Genomic DNA, 13192 nt, shown 5'->3' with positions numbered 1-13192 from the left:
ATTCGTGTCCGGTTCGCAGGGGCCTGGGCAAGGGGGCCGCGCCCTACGATGGACGAATGGCCGGGGACCGACGGGTGTACCTGCGCGAGGACGACGTCCACCTCACCGATGTGCGCTGCGGCAGCACGACGCGCGGCTGGTCGCTGCTGCGGCCCGCTCCGGTGTTCGGCCTGGTACTCCTGCGGGACGGGGTGCTGCGCGGCCGGGCCGACGGCGTCGAGCACGTGGTGGACGCCGCCAGCGTGTACGTCGAACGTCCCGGCACCGAGCAGCAGTTCGCGCATCCGCAGGGGCCCGACACGTTCACCGAGATCGTCCTGTCCGAGCCCCGGGTCGCGGACCTGCTGGGCGGCGACCCCACCGTTCCGGAGGGCCTGGTCATGGTGACGCCAGAGCTGGCCCTCGCCCACCGGATGCTGCTCTCCAGCGCCCGCCAGGGCGCTGATTCCTTCGAACTCGGCGAGTACACGGCCCGGTTGTCGGCCGCGGTCTTCGCGCGGCTCGCCCCGGCCCGCGCCGCTTCGGGCCGCCCCGCCTCCGCCGCCGCCCGTCGGCGTCTCACCAACGACGCGCGCGCCGTGCTGGCCGCCGAACCGACGATCGGGCTGGAGGAGCTGGGCCGGACCGTGGGCGCGTCACCGCACCACCTGAGCCGGGTCTTCACGGCCGTCACCGGGATCACGCAGTAGACCGCACTGCCTGGGAGTCGCTCGGGCGAGCCATGTATCAGTCGAGTCCCCCATTCGGGACCAATTCGAGCGCCATCTCTGCTGATACTCGGCGGAGCTTCGCAAAGTCGTCGAGGTTCTTCAGCGCCAGTTGGGGGCGGAGTGAAGTTCAGCAGGGACCGGACTACCGGATACCCCGCAGAGACCCGGATTACCCCCGCATCCTCGCTGCCTTCAACGGGACCCAACTCACTCGGGCAAAACGCTCTTACGGGGCGCGGCTTCGGTGTTGAGCAGGACGACGGTGCTGTCGGGGGTGAGCAGGTGCTCGGTGGCCTCGGCGCCCTTCAGGTACTGCAAGGCGGCCAGCGAGGCCGCACCGCACGGGCCGGAGTCGATGCCGGCGTCGGCCAGGCGCGCGCCGGCCTCGGCCGCCTCGGCGTCGGTCACCCAGATGCCGCCGTCCAAGGTGGCGAGCAGGTCGGGGAACGCGAGCGACGAAGGGGTGCCGCAGTTGAGGCCGGCCATGGTCGTCGTACTCGTCCGCGTGGTGACCGAGTGGCCGGCGGCGAGGCTGGCCGCGATGCAGGGTGCCGCCTCCGGCTCGACGGTGACTGCCCGCCAACCGGGGTTGCGTTGACAGTGCAGCGCCGCCGCGTGGGCGAGCGAGCCCACCCCGGCCGGGACCACCAGCAGCGCCGGGCTGCCGCCGAGCTGTTCCACGGCCTCCTCGAAGAGCGTCGCGTAACCGTCGACGATCCACCGGGGCGCCGTCTCGTAGCCGGGCCACGACGTGTCCTGCACCAGGAGAAGGCCGGCGGAGTCCTCGCACAGCCGGGCGGCCGCCCGCACCGTGGCGTCGTAGTCGTCGGCGAGCACGCGCACGTCGGCGTCCTCGTCGCGGATGGCCTGGATCGCGGCCTCCGAGACGACGTCAGGGATCAGCACCATCGCGTCGAGCCCCAGGTGCGACGCCATCCGCGCCACCGCGCGACCGTGGTTTCCGTCGGTGGCGGTGACCAGTGTTACCGGCGTGTTGCCCTCGATCCGCGCGCGGAGCGCCTCGACCGTCGGCTCCTTGGGCTCGCCGTAGCGTGCCGCCAGCGCGCGGTAGGCCGCCCAGGACGCGCCGAGCATCTTGAAGGCGGGCAAACCCAGCCGCGACGACTCGTCCTTGACCGCGACCCGGGCGACGCCGAGGTCGGCGGCCACCGACGGCAGGTCATGGAGCGGCGTGACGGCGTAGGACGGCAGGTGCCGGTGGAACGACAGTCGGACAGGCCCGGACGCGTCAGGGGCCGACCGATAGGGAGCGCCGCCACTGCGATGCCGGTTCGGCGTCCACCGGGCCGGGGCTGACGGCACGGCGCCGGATACCGCTCCGGTCACGGATGAAAGGGAAGCACGTGAATTGGTCACAGGAACGAAGTTAGGCAGTCCGGAGCCAAACGATAAGCATCGGCTTGTGGAGTCGACCCGGCATGATTGATGCCGATTGGGATGGGGGATTGGGGTTGGGATCGGGATTGGGGTGGGTGCATGCTGGACATGCGGCGGGTTCGCCTGTTGGTGGAGCTGGAGCGGCGGGGCAGCCTCGCCGCGGTGGGTGATGCGTTGCACATGAGCGCGTCGGGAGTCTCGGCGCAGGTCAGTCGGCTTGAGCGCGAGGTCGGCACGCCCCTGGTCGTCAAGGTGGGCCGTGGACTGCGGCTGACCGAGGCGGGCGTCCGCCTGGCCGAGCACGGCCGACGCCTCCTCGCGGAGATGGAGCAGGCGGAAGCCGACCTGCGCGAGCTCTCCGGCCAGGTGGCCGGCACGCTGCGGCTGGCCTCCTTCCAGAGCGCCGCCCTGCTCCTGTTGCCTCAGGTGCTGGCGAACCAGGACTCCCACGCGGGGCTGCGGATCGAGCTCGTCCAAGCAGAGCCGGAGCGAGCGGTGCCCGCCCTGCTCGCCGGTGACTTCGACCTCGTCGTGGCCGAGGAGTATCCCGGCGTGCAGCCGTGGATCCCGGCCGAGACCCACCGGCACGAGCTTGGTCACGACTCCCTGTCCGCCGTCGTGGCCGAATCGCTCCTCGAAGGTCGCGCGTTCAGCGTCGAGGGGGGACGGATCCCGTGGGTGATGGAGGCGCGGGGGAGCGCGTCGCGGGAGTGGGCGGAGCTCACCTGCCGCCGGATGGGTTTCGAGCCGGACGTGCGCTACGAGAGTAACGACCTTCTGGTCCACTTGGAGCTCATCCAACGCGGGCTCGCCGCCGGTATGTTGCCGGCCCTCGTCGCCGCCCGTGCCCGCGACGGCCTGCGGTGGCTGCCGACCGGCGCGGCGCGGACCCTGTTGACTCTGACCCGCCGCGGAACCGAGCGGCGCCCTTCCCTACGGCTCGTCCGGGGGGAGCTGCGGTCGGCCTTCCGGACGCTGCATTCGGCAGTTCCGTTGCCGGATTGAGTGCACTCCCAGATGCTGTTCCTGGACGCTTCCCTCGGTTCATAATCGGCCTCGTAGAGCAGTGCAGTTGGCCGCAGCACAGGACCGAAATGGGAGATCGTCCATGGCTCAGGTAGCGCTCACGACCGACATCGGCGAAGGCTACGGCCGGTGGGAGCTGGCCGATGACGAGGCGCTGCTCGACGTCGTCACGGCCGCCAACATCGCGTGCGGCTTCCACGGCGGCGACCCCGGCATCATGCGCCGCACCTGCAAGCTGTCGGTGGCCAACGACGTCGCTATCGGGGCCCAGGTCAGCTACCGCGACCTCCACGGCTTCGGGCGCCGCTTCATCGCCTGCGGCCGGCAGGAGCTGACCGACGACCTGCTGTACCAGATGGGCGCCCTTGAGGTCTTCGCCCGCACGGCCGGCGACAAGATCAGCTACATCCGCGCCCACGGTGCCCTCTACAACGCGGCCGCCACCGTGACCGAGCACGCGCAGGCCATCGTCGACGCCACCCGCGAGTACAACGCGGACCTGCCACTGCTCGCCCAGGTCGGCACCGAGACCTGGCGCCTGGGGCAGGAGGCCGGGCTCAACATGGTCGCGGAGGCGTTCGTCGACCGCGCCTACACCCCGCAGGGACTGCTGGTTCCGCGCACCGAGCCCGACGCCATGCTGTCCGACCCGGCCCAGGCCTCGGCCCGCGCGGTCGAGATGGTCACGCAGGGCGAGATCACCGCGATCGACGGCAGCCGGATCCCGATCCGCGCCGAGGCGATCCTGGTGCACTGCGACACCGCCGGCTCCGTCGAAATCGCCCGGGCGACCCGCAAGGCCCTCGAGGCGGCAGATGTCGATCTGGTGCGCATCGGCTGATGCGGGCTGTCGCAGTGCGGACGACGCCCACCCTGCGGCCCTGCGGTGACACGGGGCTTCTGCTGGAGCTGCCGGACAACCGCCTGGTGCACGCCTACGCCGCCGCCGTGCGGGCGGCGCGGGTCGCGGGCGTCGTCGACATCGTCCCGGCCCTCGACACCCTGCTCGTCCTGATTGACCCCCGGTCGGGCTCGATGGCGGACGTCGAGGCCCGGCTGCGCGAGATCAACGTGCCCGACGTTGCCGAGGAGTCCCAGCGCGTGCTCGAGTTGCCCGTCCGGTACGACGGCGAGGACCTCGCCTGGGTCGCCGAGCATTGCGGCATGGAGGAGCGCGAGGTGGTGGCGGCGCACACCTCGACCCCCTGGCGGGTCGGCTTCTGCGGCTTCGCGCCAGGGTTCGCCTACCTCGTCGGCGGTGACCCGCGGCTGCACGTGCCGCGGCGGGCGGAGCCACGGGTCGTACCCGCCGGCGCGGTCGCGCTGGCGGGACAGTTCTCATCCGTCTACCCCCGGCGCTCGCCGGGCGGATGGCAATTGCTGGGACACACCGACGTCCCGATGTGGGACACCAGCGCCGAACAGCCGTCACTGCTGCTGCCCGGCGACCAGGTCGTCTTCCGGGAGGTCGCGCCATGACCAGCCTCGCGCGGCTCCGGCCGCCCGGCCGGCTGACGGTGGTCGAGCCCGGCATGCTGTCGCTCGTCCAGGACCGCGGCCGCCCTGGCTACGCCCACCTCGGCGTCGGGCGCGCCGGCGCCGCCGACCTCCCGGCGATGATCCTGGCGAACCGGGTCCTCGGCAACGACGAGTCGGCTCCCGTTGTCGAGGTGACCAATGGCGGTCTGGCCTTCACCTGCGACACCCCGTCCTTCGTGGCGGTCACCGGTGCCCCGTTGCCGGTCAGGGCCGGCGCCCGGCGGCGGTGGACCCACGAGGTCCTCTCCGTGGCCGCCGGCGAGGTCGTCGCGCTGGGCAGGCCACGTCACGGCCTGCGCAGCTATGTTGCCGTCCGCGGGGGCATCCGCGTGCCACCGGTCCTCGGGTCGTGCTCGACCGACCGCCTCTCGGGCCTGGGGCCCGAGAGGTTGCGGGCCGGCGCCACACTCGGCATCGGGCCCGCCCAGGGCCGACTGCCCGTCGCCGACCTCGTGGTCGCGCCACCGCCTCCCGACCCGGCCGACGACGTCCGGCTGCCGGTCCGGCTGGGGCCGCGGGCGGACTGGTTCGAGCCGGAGGCAGTGGGGACCCTGCTCAAGAGCCGCTTCGAGGTCACGCCGGATTCGGACCGGGTCGGCGTCCAGCTCGCCGGGCCGGCCCTGCCGCGGCGGATCCACTCCGAGCTCACCAGTGAGGGCGTGGTCGCGGGGTCACTTCAGGCGCCGCCCGGTGGGCGGCTCACTCTCTTCGGACCCGACCACCCTGTGACCGGCGGTTACCCCGTGATCGCCGTCGTCCGGGAGGGGGCGATGTCCGTCGTCGCCCAGTTGCGCCCCGGCCAGGGCGTGCGGTTCGTACGCGGATGAGGACGTGCTGACGAGGAGGTGCTGACCTGACCGATGTGGCCGAGCCGGCGCCCGACTCCAGCCCCGCGGGCGAGGCCGACGTCGGCACCGCCGTGGCCGTCGTCGTCCGCTACGGCAGGCGCACGAGCGGCGGCGGGGATCACCGAGGCCTCGACCCGGGGGAGGTCCACAGCCGAGCCGTGATGGAACTCAGGTTCAGCGTGCACCCGACGGCGTTCCGTGAGTCCTGGCGCGTGGTTGAGGACGCCGAGGCCGACGAGAACGGCCGCTCGCTCGCCGTCCTGCGTAAGCACGTTCCGGCCGGCGCCCGGCGTTCGTATTGGGTGACAAGGAAGGGCGCGACTCTATGTCAGTCGATGCCATGTCCTTGGTGATCTCTCCCACATAGCGTGTCGCCCGAGCGGGGCTCCCAGCCGCACCACGCCCAGCTCATGACCGGCTCGAGACAAGGGAGCACATCATGTCCGTCAGGTTCGGACTGGCGATCGAGAACTTCACCTCGGCGGAGAGGGCCCCCGACCTCCAGCACCTCGTCGAGTACAGCAAACGCGCCGAGGAGCTCGGCTACACCTCGCTGTGGGCCTGGGACCATCTCTTCCTGGGCAGTAAGCAGCCCTTCCCGCAGCTCGAGGCACTGACCACCCTCGCAGTGCTCGCCGCGAACACCTCCACCGTGACGCTCGGCACGGGCATCCTGGTGCTGCCCATCCGCGACCCTGCGCTGCTGGCCAAAACCGCCGCGACCATCCAGGATTTCTCGCACGGGCGGCTTTGCCTGGGCGTCGCCGCCGGGTGGTACGAGCGGGAGTTCGACGCGACGGGCACGCAGTTCAAGGGTCGCGGCCGGATCTTCGAGCGGACGCTGGAGATCTGCAAGCAGCTGTGGACCGAGGACGAGGTCACCGGTGACTGGGACGACCTGTCCTTCCGCCGGGTGCGCATGCTGCCGAAGCCGCAGCCTCGCCCCGGTCTGCTCATCGGCGGCTACGTCGACCGGGTGCTGCGCCGGGTGGCGACCCTCGGCGACGGGTGGCTGACCTACTTCTACACGCCGGAGGCGTTCGCGGCGTCCTGGGCCAAAATCCGTCAGTACGCCGAAGAGGCCGGTCGCAACCCCGACGAGCTGCGCAACGTCTCCCAACTGCCGCTGTGCATCGGCGAGTCCAAGGAGGCCGCGCTGGCGCGGTCCGGGCCGTGGCTGGCGTCGTACTTCGACACGCCGGCCTGGAGCGACGCCACGCCCGACAGCGCGATCGCCGGCACTCCGGAGCAGTGCGCCGAGCAGCTACAGGGGCACATCGAAGCCGGGGTGCAGGAGATCTGCCTGGTCCCGCACGGCTACGAGCAGGAGCAGGTCGAGCGGTTCGCCGCAGAGGTCAGGCCGCTGCTGGGCGCGGGAGCGCCGGTGGTCGCGGCCGCAGCGCAAGGAGCACAGTCGTGACCCTGAGGTCGGCCGCGGTCCCGGACACGGTCGGGGCCAGGGAGGAGCTCGAGCGGCGCACCCGGCCCCGGGTCGACAAGGTCGTCTCGGCGCGGGATGCCATCGGTGCGTACGTCACCGACGGCGACGTAATCGCCGTCGGAGGAACCAATCACGCCCGTACGCCGATGGCGCTGCTGATCGAGGTGCTCCGCCAGGGGCGCCACGGGCTCTCGCTCGCCCGGCCGCTGACGTGCTTCGAGGCGGAGCTCTTCATCGCCACGGGGATGGCCGACCGGCTGATCACCAGCTGGGTGGGCATCGGCCACGGCTGGGGCCTGGCCAAGGTGCTCAGGGAGTACGCCGAGTCCGGCCGGGTCGTCTACGAGGAGTGGAGCCACCTCGGCCTCGGCCTTCGCTACAAGGCCGGCGGCATGGGCATCCCGTTCCTGCCGTCGTACTCGATGATGGGATCCGATATCGGACACCGGCTCGATGTCGCAGAGGTCACCTGTCCGTGCACGGGGCAAACGCTCAACGCGGTACCGAGCCTCAACCCCGACGTCGCGCTGATCCACGTCCAGCGCTCCGACGTCCACGGCAACGCGCAGATCGACGGCTACGAGCTCATGGACGCCGACATCGCGCGCGCCGCACGACGTGTCGTCCTCTCCACCGAGGAGATCGTCAGCACGGAGGTCATCCAGCGGGACTCGTCGCGCACTGTCATCCCCGCGTTCGCCGTCGACGCCGTGGTGCACCAGCCCATGGGCGCCTACCCGCACGAATGCTACGGACGCTATCTCGCCGACGAGGACGCGTTCCGGGAATACGCCGAACGGATCCGCGCCCAGGGTGCGGCGGGCGCACGCGAGTACGTCACGAGCCTCGTCAAGCACCCCCACCACGACGGTTTCATCGGCTCGGTGCCGTCGGAGCGACTCGACAACCTCGTGCGGGGCGCGAAGGGAATGATGCCGCGATGACAGCCGCGAACGACCAGGTCGCGAACGATGCGCAGCCGCTGCGGCCCTCACCGTCCGAAGTGATGACGGTCGCGGCGAGCAGGATTCTCGAGGACCACAAAGTGATCTTCGCGGGGATCGGGCAGCCGCTGGTCGCCGCGGCACTGGCCCGTCGTCGTCAGGCACCCAACCTGACCGTCGTCCTCGAGGGCGGCATGATCGGTATTGACCTCATGCCGGGCGAACTGCCCGACTCGACCAACGAGATGCGGGCCGCGGTCGGCGCCGAGATGGTCACCTCCGCGACCGACATCTTCCTCCTGGCCCAGCGCGGATTCTTCGACTACGGCTTCCTGGGTGCCGCCCAGGTCGACATGTACGGCAACGTCAACACCTCCGTGATCGGCCACCACGACCGACCGTCCACCCGCCTGCCCGGCCCGGGCGGTGGCAACGACATCGCTTCCCTGTGCAACCAGACCGTCATCGTGACCAACCACGAGCTCCGGCGCTTCGTGGAGAAGGTCGACTTCGTCACCAGTCCCGGGTACCTGACCGGCGGTGACAGCAGGCGATCCGCCGGCCTGAGGCACGGGGGGCCGAGCTGGGTCGTCACGGACCTCGCCTGCATGGACTTCGACGAGGAAACCCGTCGGATGCGGGTGCGCCACCTGCAGCCCGGGGTGACGCTGGCTCAGGTTCGCGCGGCCACCGGATTCGAGCTGCTCGTCGCCGACGAGGTCACCACGCTCGAGCCGGTCACCGAGGGCGAGCTCTCCGTGCTGCGCCGGCTCACCGGCGACCTGGTCGCCGACCCCCGGCCGGACGTGTCCACCAAGAACGGAGCTCTCCGGTGACCACACAACCCAGTCTCCGACAGGCTCACGGTGACCGTGTGCAGCCCACGTCATTCGAGTACCAGCGCGCCGACTCCTGGGACGAGGCCGTCGAACTGCTGCAGATCTGGCAGGGCGAGGCGAAGATCATCGCCGGCGGCCAGAGCCTGGTCCCGATGATGAACCTGCGGCTGACGCTGCCGGCCGCGTTGATCGACGTCAACGGCATCGGCGACCAAGGGGGGCCACGGATCGAGAGCTCGGCCGAGGCACCGGTGCTGGTCATCCCCGCACTGACCCGTCACGCCACGGTCCTGACCTCTCCGGTCGTCGCGGTGCACGCGCCCCTGCTGCGGCACGCGGTGCGCCTGGTCGGCAACGTGCGGGTCCGCAACCGCGGCACGTTCGGCGGCAGCGTGGCCCACGCGGACCCGACCGGCGAGATCCCGTGCAGCGCGCTGGCGCTCGGGGGCGTCGTGCGGATGCAGAGCCCGCGCGGCGTGCGCGACGTCCCGATCACGGAGTTTTTCCGCACCTACCTGACGACGGCCGCCGAGGACGACGAGGTGGTCACCGAGATCCGCATCCCGAGCTCCGCGGGAGAGCCGTGGGCGTTCGACGAGGTGACGCGCCGGTTCTCCGACTTCGCGACCGTCGCGGTCGCGGTGCAGGCCAGGGCCGGCCGGCCGGCCGTCGTGCTGGGCGGCGTAGCCGACCGGCCGCTCCGGGTCGCCGACGACCTCGTCGGCGGCGTCGACGTCCACGACGAGGCCGGGCTCGACAGCACGGCCGGCGCCGTCGCCGACAGCGTGAACCCCGAAAGTGATGTCCACGCCAGTGCGGACTACCGTCGCCGGCTCGTGCGCGTCCTCGTCCGCCGGGCCCTCACCACGGCGCTCGCGCCCCAGGACAAGGGAGTAGGCGCATGATGCGCACACAGGTCCGGCTTCTCGTCAACGGCGAGGAGCACGATCTCTGGATCCGCAGTGACCGCACCCTGCTCAATGCCCTGCACGACGACATCGGCCTGCCCGACGTGCGCTACGGCTGCAACGAAGGGGTCTGCGGCACCTGCACGGTGCTGATCGACGGTCAGCCCACGAGCGCCTGCCTGATGTTCGCCGTGCAGGCCGAAGGGCACGAGGTCACGACGCTGCACGGGCTGGCGGATCCCGCCCGTGAGCTGCACCCCCTGCAGAAGTGCTTCCTGGAGCGGGGCGGCGCTCAATGCGGCTTCTGCACACCCGGGATGCTGCTGACCGCGGCGGCGATGAAGGAGCGCACACCCGACGCCTCCCGCGACGACATCCGCTACGAGCTGGTGGGGAACCTGTGCCGCTGTACCGGTTACACAGCGATCGTCGACTCGGTCGAGGCATGGATGCACGGCGAACACTGCGGCGACGCGGGGGAGCGGGAATGACCGAGACGACCGGGCGCAAGACCACGACCCGCGGGAAGAAGGCGGCCGAGGAGCCCTCCTTCAACATCGTCGGCACCTCGCCGGGTCACCACGACTTCGTGGACAAGGTGCGCGGGACGCTGCACTACGCGGCTGACTGGAAGCTCCCGGGGATGCTCCACGGGAAGATCGTACGGTCCGAGATGGCCTCGGCCCGGATCACCTCGATCGACGTCAGCGCGGCGCGCAAACTCGACGGCGTGGTCGCGGTGCTCACCGCTGACGACGTGCCGCACAACGAGATCGTCGAGCACGCCAGCGGCGGCCTCGGCGAGCTGATCATCGTCCAGCCGGTACTGGCGAGCGACCGGGTGCGCTACGTCGGCGAGCCGGTCGTGCTCATCGCCGCGGTCGACCAGGAGACGGCCGACGAGGCGGCCGACCTCGTCCACATCGAGTACGAGCCGCTCCCCGGGGTTTTCTCGCCCCACGACGCGATGCACGACGACGCACCGCTGGTGCACGATGCCGGCAACGTCCTGGTCAACTGGCGTCTGGAGCGCGGCGACGTCGACGCGGCCTTCGCCGAGGCCGACGTCGTCATCGAGAACACCTACCAGACCCAGCACGTCGAGCACGCGTACCTCGAGACCGAGGCGGGCGTCGGGTGGATCGAGAACGACGTCGTCACGCTCCGGGTGTCCACGCAGGTCATCGAGCACGCCGCCGAGATCGCCCAGATCATCGGTGTGCCGCACCACAAGGTGCGGGTCATCGCGTCGTACATGGGCGGCGGGTTCGGCGGCAAGGAGGACATGACCGTCGAGCCCTACCTCGGCCTCCTGGTCTGGAAGACGCGGAAGCCGGTGCGCATGGTCTGGACCCGTCAGGAGTCACTGATGGCCAGCACGAAGCGGCACCCGTTCACGATGCACTACCGCACGGCGGCGACGCGGGAGGGCCGCATCCTGGCGATGGAGGCCGACATAGTCGGCGACGCCGGCGCCTACCCCTGCCTGAGCGCGCGCATCCTCTTCGCCGGCGCGGCACTGTCCACCGGCCCCTACAAGGTCCCGGCGCTGCGCACGCGCTCCCGAGCCGTGTTCACCAACAACGTGCCGACGAGCGCCTTCCGTGGCTTCGGCGCGATGCAGGTCGTGCTCGGCTACGAGTCCCAGCTCGACCAGCTGGCCGACGCCGTCGACACGAGCCGCACGGCGATCCGGGACCTGAACTATGTCGAGAAGGGTGACGTGATCACCTCCGGCGAGCCGATCACCACGGCGGTGGCGGTGACCGAGACCCGCGAGAAGGCGCTGGCCCGGCTCGGCCCGCCGAGCCCCTCGTCCGGGCCCGGCAAGGTCGTGGGCCAGGGCTTCGGCAACAGCATGCAGCCCTACGGCCGCACGATCTGGTTCCGCGACCACGCCTCGGCGTGGGTGACGCTCCAGGCGGACGGCACGCTGCTGATCCGCAGCGGTGTCACCGACCTGGGGGCCGGCCAGGCCGCGAGCCTGTGCCAGCTCGCGGCCGAGGTGTTGGGCGTGCCGCTGGAAGCCATCAGCGTCTACATCGGCGACACCGCGCTCAACCCGCCGGCCGGCGGCACCTTCGCGACCCGGCAGCTGTACATGTCGGGCAACGCCATCCTGAGGGCCAGCGGCGCTTTGCGTGACCAACTGGCGCCGGTGGCGGCCACTTTGCTCAGCGCGGAGCCGGACACGTTGATCTGGAAGGACGGCAAGGTCACCACGGCCACGGGCACGAGCGAGGTCACTCTCGCCGACGTGGCCCGCGCCGCTCAGGACGCCGCGGTCGACACCTCCGTTCTCTCCACCTGGCGGGCGCCCTCGGGTCGGTTCGACCCCGAGGTCGGCCAGGGCGGAACCTTCCCCGACTACACCTTCGGTACCCACGCGGCCGAGGTGGAGGTCGACCTGGAGACCGGCGTGGTGCGACTCACGAAGTACGCCGCCTGCCACGACGTCGGACGGGCCATCAATCCGGTGCGTGCGACGGGGCAGATCCAAGGAGGCGCGATGCAGGGCATCGGGTACGCACTCACCGAGGAGTGCGTGCTCGTCGAGGGCAACCCGCTCTCGACCCTGTTCGCCAACTACCTGATCCCGTGCTCGATGGACGTCCCGGACGTGCAGGTCGATCTGGTCGAGAGCGGTGAGGGCCGTGGGCCGTTCAACGCCCGGGGAATCGGCGAGCCGCCTATTGGGCCGCCTGCCGCGGCCATCGCGAGCGCGATCGAGAACGCCATCGGTCGCCGGCCGACCACTCTTCCGATCACTCCCGAGCGCGTCCTCGCGCTGCTTGACGACCAGCACGCCGAGGGATCGACTGTGAACGCTGAGGAGGCGTTGGGACGATGAAACTCCACCACACCACGACGGTGCAGGCCAGCCCGGCAGAGGTTTGGCAGTTCCTCCAGGACACCCGCGCGGTCGTCGCCTGCCTGCCCGGCGCGGAGCTCACCGACGAGCTCGAGAACGACCGGTACGGCGGTGCACTCCACATCGCCATCGGACCACTGAAGATGAACTACAACGGTCAGGTCGACGTGCTCCGGCGCGATGCCCAGGCCCGTGAGCTGGAGTTCGCGGCGTCGGGACGCGACCGCCGCGGTGGAGGATCGGTCCGGGCCGACGTACGGGTAGGGGTCGCGAACGCCGGGAACGGGACGAGCCGGCTGGAGTCGGTGACCGACCTGCAGCTGACCGGACGGATCGCCGCGCTCGGACGCGGGGTCCAGGACGTCTCCAACACGATGTTCGTCGACTTCTCCCGTCGCCTCGCGGACCGCATCGCCACGGGAACGGCCGACGTCGGGCAGGTCCACGCCGCCACCGCGACGGCTACCGCCCAGGGGCCCGGACCCGCGCTGGGCAGCGCGGCGCCGGTCGCGCGGCAGGCAGACCGCCAGGCCTCGCTATCCAGCGAGATCAAGCTCACACAGCTGGTCGTGAGCGTGGCTCGTCAGCGACTCGCCACTATGTTCGCGCGCTGGAGCGAGAAGCTGCGCCCATAAGGGACGCGACCCAGATCGTCGGGCGGGGGTCA

General features: G+C 70.9%; 14 protein-coding genes. 13 read left to right on the top strand and 1 reads right to left on the bottom strand.

Features of this window, described 5'->3' with window-relative positions; all coding sequences use genetic code 11:
- The first annotated feature begins 56 nt into the window (after window positions 1-56).
- Window positions 57-689, top strand: a complete 633-nt coding sequence (locus OH735_RS13405) for an AraC family transcriptional regulator (protein ID WP_406381707.1) — start codon at window positions 57-59, stop codon at window positions 687-689.
- Window positions 690-917: 228 nt separating this feature from the next.
- Here OH735_RS13405 and OH735_RS13400 read toward each other — a convergent pair whose 3' ends face one another.
- Entirely contained in the window at window positions 918-2057 is a 1140-nt protein-coding gene (locus tag OH735_RS13400) for a diaminopropionate ammonia-lyase (protein WP_406381706.1), read from the bottom strand.
- A gap of 150 nt (window positions 2058-2207) precedes the next feature.
- On the opposite strand from OH735_RS13400, the gene OH735_RS13395 reads away from it, so the two are divergent.
- The 12 genes from OH735_RS13395 (at window position 2208) to OH735_RS13340 (ending at window position 13160) form a co-directional block, all read left to right on the top strand.
- Window positions 2208-3113 carry a LysR family transcriptional regulator gene (locus OH735_RS13395; protein ID WP_406381705.1) on the top strand — a complete coding sequence of 302 codons (906 nt, stop codon included), beginning with the start codon at window positions 2208-2210 and terminating at the stop codon, window positions 3111-3113.
- A 103-nt stretch (window positions 3114-3216) separates the two neighbouring features.
- Window positions 3217-3975 (top strand): LamB/YcsF family protein, encoded by a 759-nt coding sequence (locus OH735_RS13390; protein ID WP_406381704.1) that lies wholly within the window; start codon window positions 3217-3219, stop codon window positions 3973-3975.
- Window positions 3975-4613 (top strand): allophanate hydrolase subunit 1, encoded by a 639-nt coding sequence (locus OH735_RS13385; protein WP_406381702.1) that lies wholly within the window; start codon window positions 3975-3977, stop codon window positions 4611-4613. The genes OH735_RS13390 and OH735_RS13385 overlap by 1 nt, the downstream gene beginning before the upstream one ends.
- Entirely contained in the window at window positions 4610-5500 is an 891-nt protein-coding gene (locus OH735_RS13380; RefSeq protein WP_406381701.1) for a biotin-dependent carboxyltransferase family protein, read from the top strand. Before OH735_RS13385 ends, OH735_RS13380 begins: the two co-directional genes overlap by 4 nt.
- Before the next feature lie 35 nt (window positions 5501-5535).
- The gene (locus tag OH735_RS13375; RefSeq protein ID WP_406381700.1) at window positions 5536-5874 is read left to right on the top strand and encodes a hypothetical protein; all 339 of its coding nucleotides are present in this window, start codon (window positions 5536-5538) and stop codon (window positions 5872-5874) included.
- 86 nt (window positions 5875-5960) lie between these two features.
- Complete coding sequence (locus OH735_RS13370; RefSeq protein ID WP_406381698.1) at window positions 5961-6941, top strand: LLM class flavin-dependent oxidoreductase; 981 nt, start codon at window positions 5961-5963, stop codon at window positions 6939-6941.
- Entirely contained in the window at window positions 6938-7906 is a 969-nt protein-coding gene (locus tag OH735_RS13365; protein WP_406381697.1) for a CoA transferase subunit A, read from the top strand. The genes OH735_RS13370 and OH735_RS13365 overlap by 4 nt, the downstream gene beginning before the upstream one ends.
- Window positions 7903-8742 carry a CoA-transferase subunit beta gene (locus OH735_RS13360; RefSeq protein ID WP_406381696.1) on the top strand — a complete coding sequence of 280 codons (840 nt, stop codon included), beginning with the start codon at window positions 7903-7905 and terminating at the stop codon, window positions 8740-8742. Before OH735_RS13365 ends, OH735_RS13360 begins: the two co-directional genes overlap by 4 nt.
- A gap of 38 nt (window positions 8743-8780) precedes the next feature.
- Window positions 8781-9650: an FAD binding domain-containing protein gene (locus tag OH735_RS13355; RefSeq protein WP_406381695.1), complete on the top strand. Its 870-nt coding sequence runs from the start codon at window positions 8781-8783 to the stop codon at window positions 9648-9650.
- Window positions 9647-10144 (top strand): (2Fe-2S)-binding protein, encoded by a 498-nt coding sequence (locus OH735_RS13350; protein ID WP_406381694.1) that lies wholly within the window; start codon window positions 9647-9649, stop codon window positions 10142-10144. The genes OH735_RS13355 and OH735_RS13350 overlap by 4 nt, the downstream gene beginning before the upstream one ends.
- The gene (locus OH735_RS13345) at window positions 10141-12504 is read left to right on the top strand and encodes a xanthine dehydrogenase family protein molybdopterin-binding subunit (RefSeq protein ID WP_406381693.1); all 2364 of its coding nucleotides are present in this window, start codon (window positions 10141-10143) and stop codon (window positions 12502-12504) included. Before OH735_RS13350 ends, OH735_RS13345 begins: the two co-directional genes overlap by 4 nt.
- On the top strand, window positions 12501-13160 hold the full coding sequence (locus OH735_RS13340) for an SRPBCC family protein (RefSeq protein ID WP_406381692.1): 660 nt from the start codon (window positions 12501-12503) through the stop codon (window positions 13158-13160). Before OH735_RS13345 ends, OH735_RS13340 begins: the two co-directional genes overlap by 4 nt.
- Window positions 13161-13192 lie beyond the last annotated feature (32 nt).

This window comes from Streptomyces sp. NBC_01618, assembly GCF_045209435.1.
Taxonomy (GTDB): domain Bacteria; phylum Actinomycetota; class Actinomycetes; order Streptomycetales; family Streptomycetaceae; genus Streptomyces.
The sequence above is the reverse complement of the archived record's forward strand: the minus strand, read 5'-3'. Positions and strand labels throughout refer to the sequence as shown.